Raw genomic sequence first — 24494 nt, forward strand, 5'->3', positions numbered from 1 at the left:
ATGTTCTAATATGAAAACAGGTATTGTAAAATGGTTTGATGCTAAAAAAGGATTTGGGTTTATTGTCGTAGAGGATGCAATGGACATCTTTGTTCATTACACAGCAATTCAAACGGAAGGATATAAAACACTAGAAGAAGGGCAAACAGTCCAGTATGAAGTAATGGAAGGCAAACGAGGCCCACAAGCCTATAATGTGGTAGTGGTTAAATAATAACCGATGTATGAGCTCATCTAACCAGATGGGCTTTTTTGCATATCTTGTTAAATATAATTGCTTATAATAAGCCAGATAACTAAAAAAGCCCGAGTTAAAAATAACTCGGGCTAACACAGAAATAAATAGGATTATGATACATTGACACTATAAAAATAGTATAGCACAAACGCTTAGTTATTAGTATAATATCCATGTAGAAAAGTGAAAAGATGGTGGCTAATCTCTTGCATAAAGGGGTGATGCCTATGGTTCATAGCTTTATCCCTAGAAGGGAGTAGGCATGTCTGTATTCGAAGCATTATCGCTAATGATTGCATTTGCAACGTTAGTTTTGCTGATTATAGACCATACGAACACAAAAAAATAACCATCTAACACTTTAGCAGGAGTAGATGGTTACTAAAACTATTTACTAGGCTACCGTCTTTTTAACGGTTCTACATTGGGGCGTGTTAGCAGCACGTCCTTTTTCTTAGTTCATTATATCATGAAATGAGATAAATTCAATCAATTAGTAGAACGTTTAAAGCTTTTTGTTAGGTATGGAAATCTTATCCCCCGTTCTAATTAAAAAAATAAAATTGGTTAGGGAACGGGAGGGGAACTCCGAAAAACACACAGGCTAATCTCATATGACCCCCCACCAAAAAAAATCATCGGAAAAGCTCAAATGACAAACCGGTGGATGGGGTCAACTGTCCAAAAAAATAAAAGTTCTCACGTACACCCCCCTTTATTAAAAGAATAAAAAGAGACTAGGGAAAACGGTTATGGGAACTTTTCCAATAGCGAGAGGATTTAAAAAATTTTTTTCCTGAATAAAAAATGTATAAATATCAACGTTTAGCGTTATTTTTAGTCGTCAAAACCGTGCAGAAAAAAGCCCTTTTTCTCGCAGTGATTTGAACGAATAAAAAAACTGACCTAAGAACATCTGGTCAGTTAAAAAGGAGAGTTTAGCAAATAGACTTATAGAATTATGGTACCTCAATTATAACATAAAAGGGTGATTTGATGGTATCAGAAAAAGAAATCAGGCAGCGAGCGAAAAAAGTTTTAAAGAACTATGACAAGTATAAAAGAATTGCTGGAAAAGATGACTCTTTAAAGTCTGTTGTGTTGTCAGATATGCCTAAAAACGTTTCTAGAGTTAATTATAACGAAAATAGACTAATTAACCGTATAGATGCCCAAAACATCTTACAAAGCATTTCAGAGGCGCTAGAGATGTTAGATAGTGAACACAAAGAATTATTAGAACGCATTTACATTTATCAAAAACACAAAACTCAGTTATATATAGCAGATATGATGGGATGGAGTATAAAATCTTTAGAACGCCATCACGCGTTAGCGTTAGTAGAATTTGCTGAGGCATATCATTATGAAGATCTTTTGTTTTAGTTGGCTCTCTGTATAAAAAAAGAGAGTATAATTATATGTAATGAACAGCTTATTTTTTCTATAAAAGAACTAGATAGTACAAGAAACTTTGGTTAGAATAGAAGTGAAAGAAGCAAACACTGGAGGTAGGATTATGAATATTATTCCAACAAAAAAAGCGTTACCTTTATTTTCATTTTTTGATTATTCTCAAAATAAAATCGAAAACAATGAATGTTCTTTTTATTCATGGCATGCGAACTATTTTACTGTGAACAGAAAAAAAGTTTTAGTATTAGTCAATGAGCTATCTAATTCATCTATAGTTTTAGCTGATATCAATGCGAAAAATAAAAAGTGGCTAGAGGAATATGTTAAGCAAGGGATAGAGGAAACATTTAGTTATAGTGGAATTTCTTCGGTTCAAATAAAAAAGTACTTTCTAATGGCAGGTAAAGTTGAATTGTTATCAAACTACAATCCTTCTATGATTAGCGTAACAAATAACATGATTCAAATTATTAAATCAAATCCGGAAGATATTGACTTTAATACTGTCTTACAACCAAAAATTATGGAAAAGTTAGCTAATATTCCTTATAAGAGATTAACTCCTAGCTTTTCATTTAGTAAAGATATAGCTAAAAGAGAACTAGATAAATTAATTTAATGTTGACACTAGAGAAATAAAACAATATGCTTAAGTAACAGATAGGTATCATACCTAGACTGATTACATGATGAAACTGATACTAAGTATTAAGCGTAGTCTAAATACGCCAGCCGTCATGGGACCTGCTACAGGTCTTTTTTTTATGTAAAAAAACATCTACCAGCGTGGTGGTTTTGTCTGTGCAAAGGTCTGTGCTTTTAATAAAAACTATGTGTATTTAATAGAATAGGCTAGGTTGCAAAATCCTATTGTATCAAGTAAAATGAGAGTATATGTTATTAATTAAATAACATAATTTGTTCTCGTAGCTCAGTAGGATAGAGCAACCGCCTCCTAAGCGGTAGGTCGCTGGTTCAATTCCAGTCGGGAACGTAAAAAACACCTTTCAAATGTTGATTTGATAGGTGTTTTGTTTTATTTGTGCCAAAAATTTTAGAATTCTATTTTTCTTTACAAAACAGAATTGCTATATTATAGTGATTTCGAACACAGAAAAACACAGTAAAATGCTGAATAACCTTAGTTGGGAACGTAAAAAGGCAAGTAAATTTAAGGGGGAAGACAGATGGCGATTACTATAAATATTTATTATAGTGGGACAAATGGAGGTGCAAGAGAATTTGCCAAAGAAATGATTGCCAGCGGAATTGTAGAGGCGATTCGTGCAGAAAAAGGGAATAGTCGCTATGAATACTTTTTTCCAATGGACGATGAAGAAACAGTTCTGCTGATTGATAGTTGGACAGATCAGGAAGCATTAGACAAACACCACGCTTCTCCAATGATGACCCGTATTACGGAACTTAGAGAAAAATATGATTTGCATATGAAAGTAGAAAGATATGTATCAGATGTAACAGACCCCTTGACAAAAGATGCTGCGTTTATAAGAAAATAACCAGAGTGCAATCATTGATCTTAAAAATTAGTGCTAGGAACATCAGCCGTTTCGACTGATGTTCCTAGCACTTTTTATCTTGTAAGGATGAATCATTTGTTACACACGTTAAATTAAAGAAGGACCATTTGTTCTTCAGTCACAGCCGGTTCGGTTAAAATTTTGGCTTGGGCAGCTGCGAGTTTCGCAATAGGTACCCGATAAGGTGAGCAAGAGATGTAGTTTAGGCCAAGTGTTTGGAAAAACGTGATGGATTGCGGATCACCACCGACTTCTCCACATACGCCGATACTCATGTTTGGTTTAGTGCGACGCGCTTTCTCTACAGCTAATTGAATCAGTTGACCAACACCTGTTTGATCTAATGATTGAAACGGATCTTGGGTAATGATTTTCTTTTCCCGATACGTATTAATGAATTTACCGATATCATCACGAGAAAAACCATAGGTCATTTGTGTTAAATCATTTGTTCCAAAGCTGAAAAAGTCTGCTTCTTCTGCTAACTGATCCGCAATCAGACAAGCTCTAGGTAGTTCAATCATTGTCCCGATTTCGTAAGGGAAAGGAGTCATTTTATGTTCTTCAAAGAGACCGTCAATCGTTTCTTTTAAAATGCGTTTGAGATAGAGAAGTTCTTCTTTTTCGGCGATTAGAGGAATCATCACTTCTGGATAAACAGTAATTCCTTCTTTGACTAATCGAATGGCACTAGTAAATAAGGCTGTAACTTGCATTTTGTATATTTGTGGTTGGGTCACACCTAAGCGACAACCACGATGACCCAACATTGGATTGGTTTCTTGTAACCGTTCAATTTGTTTGGCGATGGTCACCGGGAACCGTTGTAGTTGCTTCGCTAATAATTGAATATCATTCTTTTCATGAGGTAAAAACTCATGCATCGGCGGATCTAACAAGCGGACCACCATGGGCTTGTCTTGAACTACTTTCAGCATTTGATAAAAGTCTTCCTGTTGAAAATGAAGAAGTTGTTCCAACGCATAGGTTGCTTCCTTTTCAGACTCTGCTAAAATCAGGCGACGCATTTCCAAGACACGCTCTTCACCGAAAAACATATGCTCTGTTCGCGCTAAACCAATCCCCGCTGCGCCAAAACGGATAGCAGTCTCTAAATCTTGTGTAGTTTCTGCATTGGCACGAACAGTTAAATCAGCGTACGCATCTGCCCAAGACAAGAGCTCTTGAAGGTCATCGTTATTATCAACAGAAATTGTAGGAATTTCGCCAAGATAAATTTCCCCCGTTGAGCCATCGACGGAAATGATTGTTCCTTCTAAGATGACCTGTGGCCCGCAGTGTAGTTGTTTGGTTTCTTCATTGACGGTTAAACTTTCACAACCAGTCACACAGCAAGTTCCCATTCCTCGTGCGACCACAGCGGCATGAGAAGTCATTCCGCCACGACTGGTCACAATTGCTTCGCTTACAACCATGCCTTCAATATCTTCTGGTGAAGTTTCTTGACGAACAAGAATGACTTTCTTTCCTAGATTGGTCAGTTCTTTGGCTTTTTCTGCTGTAAAAACAATTTGGCCACTTGCTGCACCAGGACTAGCAGGAAGTCCCATAGCTAAACGTTCCATGTGTTGTCGTTTCTCTTGATCAAACACGGGATGAATTAATTGATCAATCGTATCAGGTGTCACACGCAACAGTGCTTCTTGTTTAGTAATGCGATTTTCTTTGGCTAAGTCTAAAGCAATTTTAACCGTAGCTGCGGCGGTTCGTTTCCCGTTTCTTGTTTGTAAAATATATAATTTTTCATTTTCAATGGTAAATTCAATATCTTGCATGTCACGATAATGATATTCTAAAAGTTCTGCGTAATGGCGAAAATCTTGATAAACTTTTGGCATAGTCAAACGTAAACGACGAATGGGTTCTGGCGTCCGAATACCAGCCACTACATCTTCTCCTTGCGCGTTCAAAAGAAACTCTCCAAACAGTTGATTTTCCCCTGTGACCGGATTTCTAGTGAAAACAACGCCAGTGCCACTGTCTAGTCCACGATTGCCGAAAACCATTTCTTGAATGTTGACAGCTGTACCTAAATCATGTGCAATATGATGTAAGTTTCGATAAACCACCGCACGTTGATTATTCCATGAATCAAAAACAGCTTTGATTGCTTCAAAAAGTTGTGCGACAGGGTCTTGCGGGAAGACCACATGATGTTGTTCAAAAACTTCTTGGTAGCGGACAATCAAGGCGAAATGATCTGCTTCTTGAAAAGCGGTAATTTTTTTGTTTAGCTCTTGTTCCAAGCGCTCTTTTTGTTGGTCAAATAATTCTTTGGGAATGTGATAGACGACGTCTCCAAACATTTGAATAAGTCGGCGATAACAGTCAAAAGCAAAACCAGGAGAGGTTAAGGTCGCAAATTTTTTCACACGTTGATCATTTAAACCTAAATTTAAAATAGTATCCATCATACCAGGCATCGAGAAGGCAGCACCGCTGCGAACGGAAACTAAGAGAATCTCATTGTCCGCGGTAAAAGATTTGCCTGTTTCAGTTTCTAGATTTTTAACCGCTTTCAAAATTTCTGATTGTAAGTGTTCTTCAAAGAAAGTAGCATCTGCCAAATAGTCCATACAGCAACGGGTTGTAATCGTGAATCCTTGCGGAATCGGCAAACCTAAGCGTGTCATTTCTGCCAAGTTCGCCCCTTTACCACCAAGAGTCTCTTTACCTTCATTGTGTGTTTCGTTAAAAGAATAAATAAACTTTTTCATGCGTGACCTCCGTTTAATATGTGTCTTATATGTTCAATAAACATCATAATTGACGGAAATAAGTTTGTCAATAGAAAAAGTTTCTTGTCAATATGTTGAAAAAACAATAAATATGTGTATAATTGTAAGCGAATGCACAATTTGTTTAAGAGGAATTGAGGAGGAAATGATGAAATTAAGTAAACGACAAGAGCAAATTATCGCTGTTGTAAAAGAGCATCAGCCAGTTAGTGGTGAACGCATTTCGGACATACTAGCCGTTTCACGTGCGACATTGCGTTCTGATTTGTCTTTTTTAACACTTTCAGGAATTTTAAAAGCAAGTCCGAAAGTTGGTTATACTTACGAAAGTGATAATATGGAGGCTTTTTTCTTTTTTGATGTTTTTCAAACAAAAGTTCAGGAGATCATGAGTCCACCATTGATGGTTGCCCAAGACACCTCAATTCGAGATGCGATTACCAACTTGTTTATGTATGATGTCGGTTCTCTTTATGTCATGGATGAAGCAAAAGAATTATTAGGGGTTTTGTCACGAAAAGATTTATTACGGGCCTCTTTAAATACAAATATTGATGGCACACCTGTTGCTGTTTGTATGACAAGAGTGCCACATGTGAAAACCTGCACACCAGAATTTACTATTCTTGAAGCTGCTGACACTTTGCAAAAATACGAAGTGGATTCTTTGCCAGTCGTTGAAAAAGAAAATCCTAAAAAAGTTATTGGAAAAATTACGAAAACGAAAATTTTAACCTATATTACGCAACAAGCGAAAGAAGCCGCACAAAACAGATAAGGGAGCTTAATTATGAAAAAAGAGATCATTGTTTATACTATTTCCGATTCACTTGGAGAAACATCACAAAAATTGTTAGCTGCAGCAAGCGCACAATATCCAGATATTTCTTTTCTTAATCGATACAATTTTTCTTTTGTCACAACAGAAGAAGAATTATTAGAGATTTTAAAAGATGCCTTAAAAGATAAAGCCTTAGTTGTCAGTACATTAGTCAGTAAACAACTAATCACAGCGGCGAAAGAATTTAGTGAACGAACAGGGTTGTTATATTTAGATTTAATGGCGCCATTTTTTGAATTAATTCAAGCGAAAGCCGGAGTAGATCCTATTGAAGAGCCTGGACGACGCCACCAACTAGATCGTGCTTACTTTGATAAAATCTCAGCGATTGAATTTGCTGTAAAATATGATGATGGCAAAAATCCTCAAGGGTTTCTTGATTCTGATATATTGTTATTAGGCGTTTCGCGGACCTCAAAAACGCCAGTCAGTATGTATTTAGCAAATCAAGGCTACCGCGTTTCTAACTTACCATTAATTCCAGAAGTTCCATTGCCGCCAATTTTGGAAGAAATGGATCCACAAAAAATGATTGGTTTAGTTTGTTCGCCAGAAACATTAGGACAGATTCGTAGCAGTCGGTTGGCTTCCTTAGGTTTAGGTAATGAGACCAGTTATACCAATGTTGAACGGATTGAACAAGAATTAGCTTATGCTGAAGAAATTTTTGCGAAGTATGGTATCCCAGTGATTGATGTAACCGCAAAATCTGTCGAAGAAACAGCCTTTTTGATTAAAGAAAAACTAGATGAAAGAAATTAAAAAGCTTGGCAACCTCACTAAATTTCAGTGAAGTTGTCAAGCTTTTTATACTTAATTGGGCTTCTTTTTGTTAGTCAATATTTTTTTGATCGACAATGAGTAAAGCGATCATCACGTAGACAATCCAACTACTTTTAGAATAAAGTGTATAGCGGGGTTGCCATTTGCTAGCAAATTTTTCCTTGTATTCGCGTAATCCTTGGAAGGAGTAAATTTCTGAACCAAATTCATAAATTAACGCAGCAATCCGTTCTTGAATAAAACTTTTTCTTGATTGACCAACATTGGCTAACGGAGCCATCCCTAAATTGAAATAATGAATATTTTCTGTTTTCATATATTCAAATAAATGAATAAATAAGAAATCCATACTTCCAGAAGGGGCTTTTTCTTTATGGTGACGCATCAAGTCGATGGTACCAACTTCATTTGTGTAACTAGGAATGATATTAGCGAAAGAGACCATTTCTCCTTCAGCATTTCGGACAACAGCAATTGGGTTTCTTTGAAGATACGCTTCATCGAAAAATCCTAGTGAAAAGCCTTTTTCTTTTCGATTGTCTAACCAACTATCCGAAATAGCTTTTAATTCGTGCATTTGTTCGGTACTAAAAGGAGGTTGGAGTACGTCAAATGAATAGCCGGCTTTGGTAATTTTATTAAACACTGCGCGGGTACCTTTGAATTTTTTCCCAGACATCGTAAATGTTTCTAGATTAACTAAGGCTTCTTCGCCCATTTTGATAAATTCGTAGCCATATTCGTGTAGTAACATCACGCTGTCCTCATTGGTTTCGTAAAAGACGGGTACATAGCCGAAACGATCTGTTTCTTTAAGGAATGCATCAATCGCCGCAGGAAAATCTTCTTTGTTCCCAGAAGGGTTGCCCATCACAACGCATTTATTATTAATGGTGTTGAATTGTAAAAAGACAGTCGGTTCTTCTTTGGGATATAAGAAAACCTGTTTATCATGAAGAAAGACAAGTTCACTGTCAATATTCCCGCCATAAGTTGTTAAGATATTATGCAAGATACTATCTTCTGGAAACTCACCAACTTGGTGTTTTTTCCCTTGAAGGTAGCGAACAAATAGAAAGTTAAAACTCATAACTAAGAGGATAGCGATAAATCCTGACAACCAGATCCGTTCGGAAGGGAACAAGAAAAATTCCACAAAATGATGACGATGGTGTGGGAAGTTCGGTAAATTATAAACACCAATTACCAGGTATAACAAAGTCAACAAGCCAAAGATAAACCCATCAATCGTCATCCACTCCCAAGAGTAAACCAGTTGTTCACGGTACAATTCTGATTTTGAAAAAATAACGATAAATAATAAAATAGCTAAATAGAAAATGGAAAACATACTAAAGTCAACAACAAATGAATACAAGATAGCACCAATTAATAAAATAATCGTTGGATAATAGGCTCTTTTAACACGATCAGCAATCCCACGTCCCATAATTAATAATGCAAAGCCTAAGACAATACTCGGAATTTGAATAATAATATGAGAACGGAAGGGGTTAATATCTCTTAACCAATGCACTTGAGTGAAGGCTTCTGGAATAGTGGCTAGGAGCACCATCATAATTCCTGAAAAATAAAGTAAAACCACTTCCAGCTTGTGGGCAATTTCCAAAGTAATTTGTTTTAGCAATTGACGATAATGAGTATCCAACTTTTGGCTTAAGTGTTTTGTAAAGAACAAACAGCCAATTAAGAAAGGAATAATATAATAGAATAAACGATAGAGCAATAACCACAAAACAATAATTTCACGATCGACACCTAAGTTGCTCAGTCCTAAAATCATCATGACATCAAAACTACCTAAAGCCCCTGGAATCATCGAAGCAATCCCAATAATCGAAGCTGCTACATATAAAGGAACAATATCAATTAAAGGAATCGGTACATCTAATAAGTAACCAATACTGATAAAGGTAATTAAAACACCTGTCCATTCTAAAAACGAAGAAACAACTAGAGATAAGCGATTTTTTGCATCGAGGTTACCAAAGGAACTATTTTTTTGGAAATGTAAAATAAGATAAAGTAATGGGAAATAAAGACCGCCACCTAATAACCAAATCCAATATTGCTGTAAATAAGCCATCTTTGGATCAAACTGAACAAGGAAAAAGCAAAGAATACTATAAATAGATAGACCGGATAACACAAAAAGTAAAATATGGGTTAACGCAGGTAAAATTTTCTTTTCCTCTGTTTTATTTCCATAAAATTCAGAACGAAGTCCCATGCTGACCAAACCACCGAATCCACCAATATTATTGATGGTATTGACAATCCAGCTAGATTCAAGGAGTTCCCGTTTTGAGACTTTCAAGTTTAAAATGCGATTTAATGTTAAGTCATAATTTAGCATCGGAGTAACGGAAACTAAACCGATAACCATCATCAATAACAATTTCCATAGCGGAATCTCATCAAAAATCTGTTTTAACTGTTCAAATGAGATCGTTTTACCAATTGATAAAAGTTGGGCAACAACAATAATTGAGACCGCAATAACAAACAGTGTTTTTAGTAATCCTGTATGCGTTTTGATCCAATGAATAATTTGTTTCATTTAGACACCTTCATTTCCTTTAAGAATTTTTCGATTGTTTTATTAAAAATATCTGGTGAGTTTTTGGCAAATAAATGACCCTGTTTATTTACCAAGACCAATTTACCATCAGGAATGGCATCAGCAATCGCCCGTGAATGGGAAAGCGCAATTAAATCTCGACTGCCAGTAATAACAAGAGTAGGACAGGGGATGTGTTCTAAATCTTGTTTTGTCAGTCCAGTATCTTCAAATAACAGAGCCACGATAGGGAGCCGTGCGCGCAATTTTTTTGAAAAAAAGGCGCCAATACGACAAAACCAATATTGAAAATAAGTGGCAATCGTTACATATTTTTTCAGACCAGACATGGTGACATTTCCAGAATTTAAGACGAGTTTGTTGACGAAATCAGGATATAAATGGGTAAAAACCATGGCAATATTTGCTCCGTCACTAAAGCCCAATAAATTAATTTTTGTTAAGTGTTCTTGTTGAATAATACCAGCTAAATCTTCTGCTAAAAGCGGAAAAGTTAATTGACTTTGTGTATTGGTGGAACGTCCATGTCCGCGGGTATCCACCGCAATAACTTGATACTCCTTGGAGAAATAAGAAATTTGATAATTAAAAAAAGTATGATCATTGCCATTACCATGAAGTAACACAAGGGGGTAATTTGTTTCTTTGCCAAAAATTTGATAAAAAATTTGACTGCCATCTATTGTTTGAAAATATTTTTCTATTGCCATTCTCCGTCACCTATCTCATCTATAATCAATCGAGTCCTCTCTCATTATAGAGTCTTTTGTCTTTTTTTTGTAATAAAAAACAGAAAATTTTCCGAACAGTTTTGTAAGGTGTTGTAATATAGTGTGATATAGTAGAAGATAGCCACCTAAAAATTAGGCTAGAGGAGGGGAAGTTGATGTCTTTAATCGTTTTAATTGGTGCCCAAGCTGTCGGGAAAATGACCGTTGGCAAGGCTTTAGAAAAGCAGTTAGATGCTAAATTACTATTTAATCATCAAACCATTGACTTATTTGCAAACTATCTTGGGTATACGGAACGTGCATTTCAATTGTCTGATTCCGTTAGAAAGGAACTTTTTCATGCCTTTGTCGAAAATCCAGCCACAAATACAACAAAAAACATTATTTTTACAGTGGTGATTGCTTTTGATCAAGAACAAGATTTTCAATTTTTAGAAGAAATATCAGAAATTTTTCTTAGTAAACATGAAGCCGTCTATTTCGTCGAACTCGTCTCTTCAACAGCAATCCGCCTAGAACGAAATGTTCATCCAGAACGGCTAGAGGCAAAACCTTCAAAACGCGATGTCGACTTTTCTCGAAAAGAATTACTCAATACCTTTAAAGAACATCGATTAGTAAGCCACGAAGGTGAACTAGAAAGTACATTTCCAAATGTAAAAATAACGAAAATAAATAATTCAAACATGACACCAGAAGAAGTAGCAACGAAGATAATTACTACTTTTGGTTTGACATAATGTGAAAGGAACATCGGAATCAATGAAAAAGTTTTTTAAATATCTCGGTAGCTTGATGGTCCTTCTTCTAAGCATAGCTTTAATTTTGATAGGATATTTAACCTTCCGAGAGTTTCGACCACGAGCGGTTGAACCAGTTGCTATAAATAAACAATTTTCAGAACAAACCATCGAAAAACAGCAATCCATTTCTTTAGTCACGTATAACATAGGCTATGCCGGCCTAGGACAAACAGAAGATTTTTTTATGGACGGTGGCAAAACTGTCCAACCAGTTAATAAGGCAATGGTCCAACAGAATTTAACAGGCATTGAAGAAACCTTAAAAGAATTACCAGCGATGATTTACTTATTCCAAGAAGTCGATCGTCGCTCGCAACGTTCTTATGAAGTCAATCAAGAGGAAGAATTACAAAAACAGCTACAGCTGAACAGCGCATTTGCTTATAATTTTAAGGTAGATTATGTGCCCATTCCTTGGCCGCCGATTGGACGAGTAGAAAGTGGTTTATTAACATTATCAAATGAAAAAATAACAGAGGCTAAACGCATTGCTTTACCCAATCCCTTTCGTTGGCCCGTTAGCATTAGTAACTTAAAACGAGCGCTTCTAGAAACGCGCTTTTCAATTAAAGGCACAGACAAAGAATTAGTGGTTTTTAACTTACATTTGGAAGCCTATGACAATGGGGATGGGAAGATTGCTCAAAGCAAAAAGTTAGCTGACGTATTATCCCAAGAATACGCTAAAGGAAACTATGTAATTGCTGGAGGTGACTTTAATCAAGTTTTCAAAGGCAGTCATCGATATCCTGACTTAGGGGAAGCTGGTTGGGTACCAGGAGAAATTGATCCTGCAGACTTACCTAAACATTTTTCACTTGCTTATGATGATCAACAACCGACTGTGCGGGTGCTTAATAAGCCTTACACTGGCTCTTATGAAACATCTCAAGTGTATGTAATTGATGGTTTTATTGTTTCTGATAATGTGGCTGTTCATAGCGTGAAAACAAAGGACGAACAATTTAAATATACAGATCACCAACCTGTGAAGATGGAAGTTGGATTGAAATAGAAAAAGTACAAACGGTGCTCATTGCTTGCACCGTTTGTACTTTTTATTTTATAGATAGCCTTTAGTAATAGAATGAGTGGAATTTAGCATATTTGCTGGTGTTCCTGTAAAAAGAAGCTGTCCGCCTTTTTCTCCACCTTCGGGACCTAGTTCAATCAACCAGTCAGCACTTTTAATCACGTCAATGTGATGTTCTAATAAAATCAAGCTGTTTCCTTCTTCTACCATTCGATTGAAAAGTTGAAGACTTTGTTGGATATCAATTAAGTGTAAACCATCTGTAGGTTCATCCATTAAATAGATAGCTTTTTTTTGGTGAAGTGTGTCTGCTAATTTTACCCTTTGCAATTCGCCACCAGATAATGTTGAGAGCGATTGATTGAGTTTAAGATAGCTTAAGCCAACTTCTAGTAAATTTTTTAATGAAAGAGCAAAAGGCTGGTCTTTGAAAAAATCATAGCCATCTTTAACGCTTAAAGCTAGTACTTCAACGATATTTTTTCCGTTATACAGATAATGAAGCACCTCTTCTTTGTAACGCGTTCCGTGACAGGTTTCGCAAATACTAGTAACATCCTCCATAAAAGACATATCGGAGACAATTATTCCTTTCCCCTTGCAAGTAGGACAGGCGCCTTTGGAATTATAGCTAAATAAAGCTGGACTAACATGATTTTCTTCCGCAAACAGTTTGCGGACCTTATCAAAAATATTGAGATAGGTCATTGGTGTGGATCGTAAATTTGCGGTAATGCTTTTTTGTGAAAGATGAATAATTTCTTGGTTATCAGCCTGGGCTTTTTGATAAATTTCTTCCGCTAATGATGATTTACCTGAACCAGCGACCCCACAAATAACAGTCAAAACTCCTAACGGAACTTCGACAGATAGATTGTTTAAATTATGCAGTGTCGCATGTTCGATTGTTAAAGACTTCCTTACTTTTCTTGGTTGGTCGTTTAAAGGGAGCGGCTCTTGAAGGGCTTGACTAGTCAAGGTTTTGGAGGCTAAAAATGCGTCATACGTTCCTGAAAACTGGACATGGCCACCATTTTCGCCTGCGAAAGGTCCGATATCGATGATAAAATCAGCTTCTCTAATTAATTGTGGATTGTGTTCCACCAGAACCACGGTGTTTCCTTTATTTTTTAAATTGAGCAATGCACGACTGATCCGTTCGATGTCCTTTGGATGTAAGCCAGCACTTGGTTCATCTAAAATATACATAATATCGTTTAAGGCGCTGTTTACATACTTAGCAATTTTAATCCGCTGTGCTTCACCACCAGAAAGTGTTTCAGTTGCTCGTCCTAATGTGAGGTAGGAGAGACCGATATTAATTAATGCTTCTAGACGTACAAGTAGCTCTTCTTGAATATTTTTTATTAAGGAAAGGTCCATCGAACGAATAAAAGAATGTAATTCAGTGAGTGGCATGTCAACAGCATCAGCAATACTTTTCTGATTAATTTTGCAGCTACGAACACGTTCATTGACTCTACTTCCTAAACAATCAGGACATCTTTTTACGGTAACAAAGTGATTAAGGTATTTTTGATGACGTTTGCCTTCGTCTGTATGCAATATGCTACGTTGCATGCGCGGGACGATTCCTTCATACAAAGCTGTATGAGGCCACTCTTTGGGTGGATTAGCTAGTTTTTGTTGTGGAGCATATAAAAATAATGCTAACTCTTCAGGGGAATAGTCCTTGATTTTTTTATCCAAATCAAATAGACCACTATGGGCATAACGCTTCCACCGCCAGTTGCCAACTGTAAATGTGGGGAAATCGATAGACCCTTCGTTTAATGATTTGTCATAATCAACTAGCTGATGAAGATTGATTTCGGTAATCTTTCCTAAGCCATCGCATGTTGGACATTTTCCATCCGGATGATTAAACGAAAAAGTATCTGAATAACCAACAAATGGAGAACCTGCTCGTGAAAACAGCAAACGTAAAAACGTATAAATATCTGTGTACGTTCCCACTGTCGAACGAGAATTACCTGCTACTTTTTTCTGGTCAATGACAATTGCAACAGGAAGATTCTCGATTTTTTCAACTTCTGGACGACCATATTTGGGTAAGTAATTTTGAACAAACGAACTAAATGTATCATTTAGTTCACGACGTGATTCAGCGGCTAATGTGTCAAATACTAAGGAGGACTTTCCTGAACCCGAAAGTCCAGTAACAACAGTTAGTTGCTTTTTAGGGATATTGACAGAGATATTCTTCAAATTATTTTGTGTTGCGTGCTTAATTTCAATCCATTCCATTAAAAAACCTCCGTTTCTATTCTATTTTAGCATATAAAAAGAACCTAGCCTAAAAGTTGAACATGGGAATGTTCAAGAGAACTTTACTTTTTAATCGCTTTCATTTATGCTATAAGTAATACAGATTTTTTAACTGTATTAATAGATAAAGGATGTGACTTATGAAGAAGTCGATTTTGTTCAAAAAGTTAGGGATTATTTTATTAATTAGCCAAACACTGGTAGGGGTACCAATGTTGGCACAAGAAAGTATACTAGAAACAACCGTTCAAACAGAGACGGAATCAGTAACAACAGAAACCAGTCAGACGGTAGCTAACTTGGAATCTGAAACTACTAGCCAAACGGTGATGCAGGAAAAAGAATCCTCTTCGACAATCGCCGAAAGCAGTAGCCGAAATGTGGTTGCAGTAACCACTGAAACCACAAATGAGATACAAAATAGTGATACAGATGGAAAAGCTGTTTCTGCAGAGAATGCTTTTTCAGAAGCAGATTATAAACAAGCAACTGCACTGGAGTTAGCAACTTTAGTAAGAGAAAAAAAGGTGACGAGCGAAGAATTAGTAAAAATTGCGTTGGCCATCACTAAACGTGAAAATCCTACATTAAATGCGGTCATTACTTTACGAGAAGAAGCGGCTTTGACAGAAGCAAAAGCTTTACAAGATACAGGTCAACCATTTCTAGGTGTGCCGCTCTTACTAAAAGGGTTAGGACAATCCTTGAAAGGTGAAAGCAACACGAACGGTTTTGGTTTTCTCCAAGATCAAGTAGCTGGTGGGACATCGACCTTTGTCAAAGCACTACAAAATGCCGGATTCATAATCATTGGTCAAACGAATTATCCAGAATTAGGTTGGAAGAATATTTCAGATTCGAAGTTATATGGTGTTTCCGTCAATCCATGGAATCCTAACCATTATTCAGGTGGTTCTTCAGGCGGAGCGGGTGCTAGTGTCGCCGCGGCATTTGTTCCCATTGCTTCTGGAAGTGATGCTGGTGGCTCTATCCGCATCCCTGCTTCTTGGACAGGCACCGTAGGTTTGAAACCTTCTAGAGGAGTAATCATTGGCAATTCTAATAGTGCAAAAGGTCAAACTGTTCACTTTGGTTTAAGTCGAACCGTGGCGGATACAAATGCATTATTTGAAACCTTATTAACCAAAAAAGATCTTCCTGCGGGACATTTAAGTCAAGCGCAACCCATTGCTTATACAACAGAATCTCCTGCCGGAACGCCTGTAAGTGCCGAAGCAAAAGAGGCGGTCGCTGAAGCTGTTGCTTTTTTAAAAGACCAAGGGTACACATTGGTTGAAGTGAAGCACCCTGTTGATGGGGAACGTCTAATGAAAAATTATTATACTGTAGCTGCTGGCTCAGCAGGAATTGCCGATTTTATGGCGCGGCAGAAATTGAAAAGACCGCTTGAACGAAATGATGTAGAACTGTTAACATGGGCGCTTTTTCAAACAGGAAAAAATATAACGAGTGAAGAGACAACTGCGGCTTGGACAGATATTGCTTTACAAGCACAAGCGATGGACGAATTTTATCAACAGTATCCTATCTTATTAACACCAACGACAGCTGCCACGGCACCTAGTATTGATAATCCGTTACTAAAACCAGAACATGCAGCACAGATGGAAAAAATTGATCAATTGTCACCAGCAGAACAAAAACAATTGATTTATGACCAATGGCTGACGGCGTTCACATATACACCGTTTACACAACAAGCAAATTTATTTGGACATCCAGCATTAAGTGTACCAACTTACGTTTCAAAAGAAGGACTGCCTTTGGGGATTCAATTTAATAGTGCATTAAATGAAGACCGAACATTGCTACAATTAGGTGCTTTATTTGAAAATAACCACAAGATAAATCAACCACATGTAGAAGAACCAGACAAAGACAAAGAGCCAGATGCAAGTGGCGAACCAGACAAAGACAAAGACCCAAATGCAAGCGGCGAACCAGATAAAGACAAAGAACCAGATGCAAGTGGCGAACCAGAAAAAGATAAAGACTCAGATGCAAGTGGCAAACCAGAAAAAGACAAAGAAACAAAAACAAGTGAAGGACCAATCGAAGGAAAAGATCAAAACCAAAACCAAAACCAAAACCAAAACCAAAACCCAGACAAAGCTGGAAAAACTACTAGTGAGTCATCCTTAGCTAATTCGCTGAATTCATCAGCAAATCAGGGAACCAAATCAACAGAAAGTACGCATGCTTTTTCTAATAAAAGTATGATTGGGAAACAAGAACAGCTTCCCAAAAAAGTATTACCAAAAGCAGGTGCAGAAGTACCTAGTACTTTCTGGATTGTTTTAGGAGGAGCTTTCTTAGTAACGAGTGGAACGATTTATATAAGGAAAACTAGAAAATGATAATCAGTGAAGGCTGGAGACAATTTATCCCCAATTGTCTCCAGCCTTTTTTCTTTGGTATACTAAAACCAATAGGGAAATGGAGGCGAAAGTAATGAGGGCGTTTGAGAAGATTCCAGCGTTTCAGCAATGGCAAAAAGTTGAAGCTATTCACCGTGGTTGGTCAACTGATTTAAAGTTTAAAATTACCAAAAATCAAGAAACCTTTTTATTGCGAATTTTTCAACAAGAAGAGTTATTAGCTAAACAACAAGAATATCAATTTATCAAAAAAGTAGCGGCGTTAGGATTTCCCAGTTCTAAACCTTTTTTATGTGCACCTATTCCTGAAAGTGAACAAGGATACATGTTATTAACGTATCTAGAAGGTGAAGACTTAAGCGGTGTTTTACCCGCTCTTTCTCCCAAAGGACAACTGAACTTAGGCGTAGAGGCAGGCCGCTATTTAAACAAAATCCATAAGCTTTTGTTGCCTGAAAGGATTAGTCAAAGAGAGATTGCGCGAAATTTATACGAAAAAAAGCAGAGCCAACTAAATAAGTATAAGGAATCTCAATTTTGTATGCCGTACCAGCAGCCAATAATTTCATATTTAGAAAAACAATTACCGTTATTGCAACAACGGCCTGTAGTTTATCAGCATGGAGATTTCCATGTAGGAAATTTTATTTACTTGCCAACTAGGCAGGTCGGTGTGATTGATTTTAATCGATGGGATTTTGGGGATCCTTATGAAGAATTTTACAAGTTACAATTTTTTTCAAGAAATGTTTCGCCATTGTTTGCTTATGGTCAATTACAAGGTTATTTTGCTGGGAAAGTTCCTACCTTATTTTGGCAGTTTCAAAAGCTTTATACTTTTCACGCAGGACTCTATTCTTTAGTTTGGGCACTGAGCTTTGGTGAAAAAGAAATCAGGACTATGGAACAGCAATACCAACAATTACTAGAGGACTATAATTGTGGAGAATTACTAGTTCCCAAATGGTTTTCAACTATCCAAAGAAAGGGATTGAGATTTTAGGTTTATTTCGATAGAATAAAAATAAAAACAGGAGTTTAAAAAATGAAACTAAACGGGATTATTATGATAGCGGTTGTTGGAAGCGTTTTATCTAGCTGTGGTTGGCAAAAATCGAAAGAGGAATCACAGAAAGTACAAACCGTACAAACAAACAATGTAAATACTGAAGAAACAAGAGCGATTTCAGCAACCGAAGTTAGTCAAACCACGGCGTTGGAATTAGAGCAAACAACGCAAACACAAGAATTAACTGAATTAGTTACAGAAGAAGGGACGATTTGGAATCAGCAAAAAGCAAAACAGTTAGGACAATACATGGAAATCTGGGGTCAAGAACGCAATCAGAACTATCAAGCGTACCAACCAGGTCACTCTGTAGCTTTTTACACGATTCAAGTGCCTGATGATTTATTGAGTTATGAACCTAAAATACAACCAGCTATTGGGAACAATCCCATTTGGTTAAATTGGTCAGAAACAGGCAGCGAAGGGGGTTATTGTCTGGTGGCAGTATACTCTGACAGTGCGACACAAGTTGCCCAGAAGCATGTCTATTTATTTACTTTAGTGAATGGTGAAGCCAAAGTTTATGTGAGTAAAGAACAGCCAGTAGAAGAGCAACCTTATTTGTTTTTAAAAGAAACAAGTAATACAGAACTGAAAGAACAATTCACAAACCTTGTGAATAATCTTTAATTTTTTATTTAATCAAAAGGAAAAGAAAATTTATCATTGACAAAGTATCCGCTTTCATTTTATTCTGTAGCTACCCCTTGGGAAAGGGCAAAAGGAAGTTTTGAAAGGGATGGAAAAAATGAAGGAAACAAGTTTAGTAATTATTAAGCCAGATGGCGTTGAACGAAAGTTAGTTGGCAAAATCATTCAACGTTTTGAAGATAAAGGTATTGACTTATTGCACCTTAAATTCGAACGACTAACAGTAGAAACAGTGAAGGAACACTATGAGCATTTAAAAGATGAACTATTTTTCCCTGAATTATTAGCCTATATGACAAGTGGCCCAGTGGTTGTGATGGTCGTTGTAGGGGACAATGTGGTTAAAAAAGTGCGTAAATTAGTTGGAGCAACGAATCCGTTAGATGCTGAAAGTGGCACCTTACGAGCGGATTATGGGTTGTCTGTCACCAAAAATTTAATCCATGCTTCTGATTCTGTTCAATCAGCAAAAATTGAGATGCAACGGTTCTTTGGTTAATCAGCGAAAAAGAAGCAATCCTTTATTTTTTATAAAGGATTGTTTCTTTTTTATTAATTGTCAGAATATTCCGCTTAAATGGTTGACATCTGGAGGTAGAAGAGTAGTATAGACTACATACTAAATACTAAATGACCGCGTGTGCTTCAGGAGGATAAAATGATAACAAGTGATGAATTGACAGAAAACCTTAGTCCGTTTGAATTAAGTCTATTTTTAGAGAAGAAATTACATGAAGAAAATCATAATTTAGAAACATTGTTAAATGCAGGGCGAGGCAATCCTAATTGGACGGCGCCAACACCAAGGGAAGCCTTTTTTTTATTAGGTCAATTTGCTACAAAAGAAACGTTAAGAGAGGGGAGCGAACAAACGGCTGGTATGATTCAGCCAAGTTTTGGTAGAACGCAACGCTTCTTAAACTTTTTAGCAGAAAATCCAAGCAAAGGGGCAACCTTCTTACAAGAAATTTGGACAGCAGAGCATAACTATTTTGGGATGGATAAGGAAATGTGGTTAGATGCCATGTTAGACTATGTGATTGGGGATAATTATCTGAATCCTGTTCGTTGCTTGAAGGCGTGTGAACAACCGATTAAAGCATATTTAAATCAAGAATTATTTTCCAGCGAAGCACAACCGTTTGATATTTTTGCCGTTGAGGGTGGTACAGCAGGGATTTGTTACTTGTTTGATACGTTGGCAAATAATTATTTACTAGAAAAAGGTGATCGTATTGCGTTGTTATTACCAACGTTTGCTCCTTATTTAGAAATTCCAGAACTACCACGTTATGACTTTGACGTGGTTAAAATCAAAGCAGAGCAAATGATTATTGATGGAAAAACGACGTATCAATACTCAAACAAGGAAATTGATAAACTAAAAGACCCGTCCATCAAAGCGGTTTTTGTCGTAAATCCCAGCAATCCAACTGCTAATGCTATGGGAAAACCTACCATTGAACAAATCAAACAAATCGTTGCAGTGGATAACCCTAAGTTAATGATTTTAACAGATGACGTTTACGGAACCTTTGTGCCAGCTTTCCGTTCACTATTTACGGAGTTACCTTACAATACAGCCTGTATCTATTCTTATTCTAAATACTTTGGCGCTACCGGTTGGCGTGTGGGGACTATTGCGGTCAGTCAAGAGAACATCTTTGATCAATTATTAAAAGAATTGCCAGTGGCTCGAAAAATGGAATTACAGGCACGTTATGCTACATTGAATGCAGACACAAGCCAAATTAACTTTATCAGCCGCTTAGTCGCAGACAGCCGCGATATTGCGTTGAACCATGCAGCGGGACTTTCTTCTATTCAGCAAGCAATGATGGCTTTATTTAGTTTGTATGCTTTGTTAAAAGACGGTCAAGCATATAAAGACGAAGTGATGGATATTTGTCATACGCGTGAAAAGCTCTTGTTCCGCACCTTAGGCATTGAAGAGCCTTTAGCAAGTTTAAATACAGCATACTATTGTGAAATTAACTTTAGAGATTGGACAGAAAAACGTTATGGCCCAGAATTTTCAAGTTATTTAACGAAATCGTGGACGATCACAAAAGTATTAACTTCGTTAGCAGAAAAAGAAAAATTAATGCTTTTAAAAGCGGATGCTTTCGGGAGTGACAAATGGTCAGTTCGAATTTCTTTAGCTAATTTAGCTACTAACCAATATAGTGAAGTTGGTAAACGAATGATTCGCCTATCTGAACACATTAAAGAAGAGTGGTTGCGCCAAAAGCGCCAAGCAATTAAATAAAAAAACGCTAAGTCTCTTAAGCTGCAGGAGACTTAGCGTTTTTGTTTATTATTTATTCATTTTTCCGTCAGTTTTGGTTTATAAATGTTTGCTACACTGGAGATAAGAGGAAATTAAGCGTTTATAAAAAGGAGAGAAGTGAATGAAACATATTAAAGGAATGTTGGTTTTTATCGGATTATTTGTTTTGGTCGGTTGTACGCCAGATCAAGAGCCAACGAAACAAACAACAAGTGGTCCGCAAGAGACAAAGCAAGTGAAGCAAGTTACCGTCACCAATCAAACGACTTCTGCGGTGGAAAAACAAGCGCCGACTAAAAATGACGAACTGATTGCTAATCAATTGACTTTTGATTCTCATGAATACACTTACGAAGTGGTTACAGGGGCCACACAAACGACATTTGGGACAACCCCACCAGCAAAATATACACCAGAAGAAAAAAAGGAAAAAATGTTTTGGTCCAATCAACCGCCTTTGGGATTAATGACGGGTAACTATTATAAAAATGAAGGTGTATTTACTGGCGGAAATTACGGCATTGTAGAGATTATTACGGAACCTGAAACGCAAAGGATTCTGAATGTTGAGTTTACAGAGTTTGCTAGTGACCCTTATTATGATACACGCTATTCGGGTGTCAACAAACGCCTGTCGGATTATCCTGAATTTCAAGCAAGCAACACACGCACAGACGATACGTTAGTCACCGTTGTTAATGGTATTACTTATGTAGAAAAACAAATGCGTGACGAAAATCGTGTCACAGGTAATTTTTATACGGTACGCGGTTCATCAACTTCTGCGCGTGAAGGATTAATGCCTTTAGCAGCAGAGATGGACACTTGGCTAAAAGAGCCATCGAAAGAAACGTATATCGGTTACGCAGAAGATTTAGGCAATGGCCTAATCGCTCGACTTCAAGTGATAACAGAAGAGCAGAAAATAAAACATGTCAGCTATGATGAATACTTTTCAGATGAACAGGAAAAAATCACAGAAACAGCCCTGCGGCCTTTTTATCGTCAATCGAAATATTATTCACCAGGATACAATAAACAAACCAACAATTCTTTTATTCATTTTGTAGATGCACTAACAAAGGCCATTACGACACAACAAACTTTATCCGTTAACGAAGAACAAGAGCTAAAGCATCCGTCTTTTACGACTTATCAAAGATTGGCTGAAAAAATCAGCACGTTTCAAAATTCATTGAAGGAATAAAAAAACGGAAGTGGGGCATAAGTCGTTTCGACTTATGCCCCACTTTCGTAATCTTAAGATTATCAGCTAAACCAAAGTGAGTTCTTTTTAAAGAAATACTTTTATTTTAGCCTTTTATAGATCTAAATAATTTTCTAAGTAATCTGCTAAACCATCTTGATCATTTGTTTTTTCAGTGACATCGTTGGCTACGGATTTAATTTTATCCGTGGCATTGTTCATAGCAACACCCCAACCAGCATAACTTAACATTTCTTCGTCATTATGTTCATCGCCAAAAGCAATGATATCAGCTGGTTTGACAGATAAAAAGTTCGCCACTTGATCAACGCCATGGGCCTTTTGAATTCCTTTTGCGACCATTTCTAAAATAGGCATTGGACCGCCCCAAGTGCGGACATCAATATAATCACCATATTGTTTTGTCAATGTATCAGCAACTTTTTCAGCTTGGTTTGGTGTGGTCCGAACCATCATTGAGGTAGGATTGGTTCGTAAATTTTTAGCAGTAAGTAAATTATCTAAGGTTGCTTTGGAAGCAAAAAATTTCGGATCGAACCCATCTAACGTATCGATATAAAATGTTTCTTTGTTTTCAGCAGCAACAAAATCTAATTGTAATTCTTTTTTCTGTGCCAAAATGTCAAAGACTAGGTCACGTTCAATATTGGCTTCGCTTTCCAAGTCCCATTTTTTCTCTGGAATGTGGACTAAAGCGCCGTTAAAGTTAACCATAGGGGTCGTTAGGCCAAGTTGTTGGTAAAATTGATGACTCATTCTATAGGGACGTCCAGTGGCAATACTGACGTAATGACCGTTGTCAATCGCTTTTTTTAGTGTTTGTTCGGTTTTTGGACTGATTAAAGACTGTGCATTTAATGTTGTGCCGTCTAAATCAATAGCAATTAATTTTTTCAAGTAAAAATTCCTCCTAAATGCCTTTTACTCAGTCTAGCATAAAACCGAAGATTATCAAGGGGAGAAGCATGTTCATTTATAAGGTTTAAAAAAAAGCTTAAGAAGTATGCTACACTAAAATAAACCGTTTGAAAAAGGAGCGCAGAGCATCTTGAAAAATTCAAGAAATTATTTACGAGTGATCACCTTAATCTATTGTATCTATATGTGGTTATTTGCTACGCATTTTCATTTTATGGCGTTGAACGTGTTGTTAGCCTATATTCCAATTGAACTTAGTTATCTTTTAAACGCAGAAAAACGTAAAAGGGATTGGTTGATAGGTTTTGCTTGGTTAATTTTTTATCCTAATGCGCCGTACCTATTTACGGATTTTTTTCATTTAGAAACGCTATCTATTTATCGAGGCTTTAATACGATTTTTGCAAACCAAATTGGTGATTGGTGGGCGTTTGTTTGCTTAACTAGCGGGATTGTTATATATGGACTTTTAGGGATGAAAACAGTAACAACTGTTAGCCGGAAATTGCAAAGTTATTGCGGCTATAGAACAATTATAGGCTTTCAAGCCAGCCTTCATTTCTTGTCTGCTTTGGCGATTTATGTTGGACGTTTTGATCGATTACACAGTGTCTATCTTTTTATGAGTCCAATTGAAACAGTGAAAATTATCTTTTTTGACTGGTCCCTTCAAAAATTAATGTTTATTTTATTAATGATGTTTCTACAGATGCTGTTGTTTGGGCTAATCGAATTATTAGGAAAAGAAGAAGCAATGTAAAGCTTTTTCTTTTTTTATATCCGCAAAACACGAACGTTATATAGAAAAATATATATAATAGTTAATATTTTGTTGTAAAAAGATAGCGATTCTCTTATAATCAAAGAGTAATTATTCGAAAACATGGATTTTAAGGGAGAGAA

The 24494-nt window shown here is 36.7% G+C and carries 21 protein-coding genes and 1 tRNA gene; 17 read left to right on the top strand and 5 right to left on the bottom strand.

Annotation, left to right across the window (positions count from 1 at the left end; translation table 11 throughout):
• Positions 1 to 10 precede the first annotated feature (10 nt).
• From IGJ04_RS13060 to IGJ04_RS13085, 6 genes are all read left to right on the top strand, one after another.
• Entirely contained in the window at positions 11 to 214 is a 204-nt protein-coding gene (locus IGJ04_RS13060) for a cold-shock protein (RefSeq protein ID WP_438760773.1), read from the top strand.
• 286 nt (positions 215 to 500) lie between these two features.
• On the top strand, positions 501 to 587 hold the full coding sequence (locus IGJ04_RS13065; RefSeq protein WP_219376566.1) for a putative holin-like toxin: 87 nt from the start codon (positions 501 to 503) through the stop codon (positions 585 to 587).
• 647 nt (positions 588 to 1234) lie between these two features.
• Positions 1235 to 1624: an ArpU family phage packaging/lysis transcriptional regulator gene (locus tag IGJ04_RS13070; protein ID WP_325847828.1), complete on the top strand. Its 390-nt coding sequence runs from the start codon at positions 1235 to 1237 to the stop codon at positions 1622 to 1624.
• Positions 1625 to 1757: 133 nt separating this feature from the next.
• Positions 1758 to 2273 carry a DUF6933 domain-containing protein gene (locus tag IGJ04_RS13075; protein ID WP_325847827.1) on the top strand — a complete coding sequence of 172 codons (516 nt, stop codon included), beginning with the start codon at positions 1758 to 1760 and terminating at the stop codon, positions 2271 to 2273.
• A gap of 301 nt (positions 2274 to 2574) precedes the next feature.
• A tRNA-Arg gene (locus IGJ04_RS13080) sits at positions 2575 to 2648 on the top strand.
• Positions 2649 to 2841: 193 nt separating this feature from the next.
• Positions 2842 to 3174, top strand: a complete 333-nt coding sequence (locus tag IGJ04_RS13085; protein ID WP_002355924.1) for a putative quinol monooxygenase — start codon at positions 2842 to 2844, stop codon at positions 3172 to 3174.
• A gap of 113 nt (positions 3175 to 3287) precedes the next feature.
• On the opposite strand, the gene ppdK is transcribed toward IGJ04_RS13085, so the two are convergent.
• Complete coding sequence (ppdK, locus tag IGJ04_RS13090) at positions 3288 to 5933, bottom strand: pyruvate, phosphate dikinase (RefSeq protein WP_033626698.1); 2646 nt, start codon at positions 5931 to 5933, stop codon at positions 3288 to 3290.
• 169 nt (positions 5934 to 6102) lie between these two features.
• Between ppdK and IGJ04_RS13095 the strand changes: the two genes are divergently transcribed.
• Both IGJ04_RS13095 and IGJ04_RS13100 read left to right on the top strand, forming a co-directional pair.
• Entirely contained in the window at positions 6103 to 6732 is a 630-nt protein-coding gene (locus IGJ04_RS13095) for a helix-turn-helix transcriptional regulator (RefSeq protein WP_002355926.1), read from the top strand.
• Positions 6733 to 6744: 12 nt separating this feature from the next.
• A complete protein-coding gene (locus IGJ04_RS13100; protein ID WP_002355927.1) occupies positions 6745 to 7557 on the top strand; it encodes a pyruvate, water dikinase regulatory protein in 813 nt (270 codons plus the stop codon).
• Positions 7558 to 7627: 70 nt separating this feature from the next.
• Here IGJ04_RS13100 and mprF read toward each other — a convergent pair whose 3' ends face one another.
• The gene (gene mprF / locus IGJ04_RS13105; protein ID WP_002355928.1) at positions 7628 to 10159 is read right to left on the bottom strand and encodes a bifunctional lysylphosphatidylglycerol flippase/synthetase MprF; all 2532 of its coding nucleotides are present in this window, start codon (positions 10157 to 10159) and stop codon (positions 7628 to 7630) included.
• The gene (locus tag IGJ04_RS13110; protein ID WP_002361424.1) at positions 10156 to 10890 is read right to left on the bottom strand and encodes an alpha/beta fold hydrolase; all 735 of its coding nucleotides are present in this window, start codon (positions 10888 to 10890) and stop codon (positions 10156 to 10158) included. The genes mprF and IGJ04_RS13110 overlap by 4 nt, the downstream gene beginning before the upstream one ends.
• A 176-nt stretch (positions 10891 to 11066) precedes the next feature.
• On the opposite strand from IGJ04_RS13110, the gene IGJ04_RS13115 reads away from it, so the two are divergent.
• Both IGJ04_RS13115 and IGJ04_RS13120 read left to right on the top strand, forming a co-directional pair.
• Positions 11067 to 11651 (top strand): hypothetical protein, encoded by a 585-nt coding sequence (locus IGJ04_RS13115; protein WP_002404468.1) that lies wholly within the window; start codon positions 11067 to 11069, stop codon positions 11649 to 11651.
• Positions 11652 to 11673: 22 nt separating this feature from the next.
• Positions 11674 to 12729, top strand: a complete 1056-nt coding sequence (locus IGJ04_RS13120; protein WP_002404466.1) for an endonuclease subunit UvrC — start codon at positions 11674 to 11676, stop codon at positions 12727 to 12729.
• 48 nt (positions 12730 to 12777) lie between these two features.
• Here IGJ04_RS13120 and IGJ04_RS13125 read toward each other — a convergent pair whose 3' ends face one another.
• Positions 12778 to 15015: an ATP-binding cassette domain-containing protein gene (locus IGJ04_RS13125; RefSeq protein ID WP_002358911.1), complete on the bottom strand. Its 2238-nt coding sequence runs from the start codon at positions 15013 to 15015 to the stop codon at positions 12778 to 12780.
• Positions 15016 to 15176: 161 nt separating this feature from the next.
• Between IGJ04_RS13125 and IGJ04_RS13130 the strand changes: the two genes are divergently transcribed.
• The 6 genes from IGJ04_RS13130 to IGJ04_RS13155 all read left to right on the top strand — a co-directional run bounded on the left by IGJ04_RS13130 (position 15177) and on the right by IGJ04_RS13155 (position 22652).
• The gene (locus tag IGJ04_RS13130) at positions 15177 to 17414 is read left to right on the top strand and encodes an amidase family protein (protein WP_425137320.1); all 2238 of its coding nucleotides are present in this window, start codon (positions 15177 to 15179) and stop codon (positions 17412 to 17414) included.
• Positions 17415 to 17493: 79 nt separating this feature from the next.
• A complete protein-coding gene (locus IGJ04_RS13135; RefSeq protein ID WP_438709648.1) occupies positions 17494 to 18438 on the top strand; it encodes an aminoglycoside phosphotransferase family protein in 945 nt (314 codons plus the stop codon).
• A gap of 42 nt (positions 18439 to 18480) precedes the next feature.
• A complete protein-coding gene (locus tag IGJ04_RS13140) occupies positions 18481 to 19134 on the top strand; it encodes a DUF4767 domain-containing protein (protein ID WP_002363425.1) in 654 nt (217 codons plus the stop codon).
• A 109-nt stretch (positions 19135 to 19243) separates the two neighbouring features.
• Complete coding sequence (gene ndk / locus IGJ04_RS13145) at positions 19244 to 19654, top strand: nucleoside-diphosphate kinase (protein WP_002381321.1); 411 nt, start codon at positions 19244 to 19246, stop codon at positions 19652 to 19654.
• 159 nt (positions 19655 to 19813) lie between these two features.
• Positions 19814 to 21424, top strand: coding sequence for an aspartate 4-decarboxylase (gene aspD / locus IGJ04_RS13150; protein ID WP_141417161.1), 1611 nt, complete (start codon positions 19814 to 19816; stop codon positions 21422 to 21424).
• A gap of 142 nt (positions 21425 to 21566) precedes the next feature.
• Positions 21567 to 22652 (top strand): hypothetical protein, encoded by a 1086-nt coding sequence (locus tag IGJ04_RS13155; protein WP_163402545.1) that lies wholly within the window; start codon positions 21567 to 21569, stop codon positions 22650 to 22652.
• A 114-nt stretch (positions 22653 to 22766) separates the two neighbouring features.
• Here the strand turns inward: IGJ04_RS13155 and IGJ04_RS13160 are convergent, their stop codons facing one another.
• Complete coding sequence (locus tag IGJ04_RS13160) at positions 22767 to 23570, bottom strand: Cof-type HAD-IIB family hydrolase (protein ID WP_002355941.1); 804 nt, start codon at positions 23568 to 23570, stop codon at positions 22767 to 22769.
• Between the two features lie 205 nt (positions 23571 to 23775).
• Here IGJ04_RS13160 and IGJ04_RS13165 point away from each other — a divergent pair, with 205 nt between their 5' ends.
• Positions 23776 to 24351, top strand: coding sequence for a DUF1361 domain-containing protein (locus tag IGJ04_RS13165; RefSeq protein WP_002394351.1), 576 nt, complete (start codon positions 23776 to 23778; stop codon positions 24349 to 24351).
• Positions 24352 to 24494: the final 143 nt, after the last annotated feature.

It is taken from the genome of Enterococcus sp. AZ050 (assembly GCF_051715085.1).
GTDB lineage: Bacteria > Bacillota > Bacilli > Lactobacillales > Enterococcaceae > Enterococcus > Enterococcus faecalis.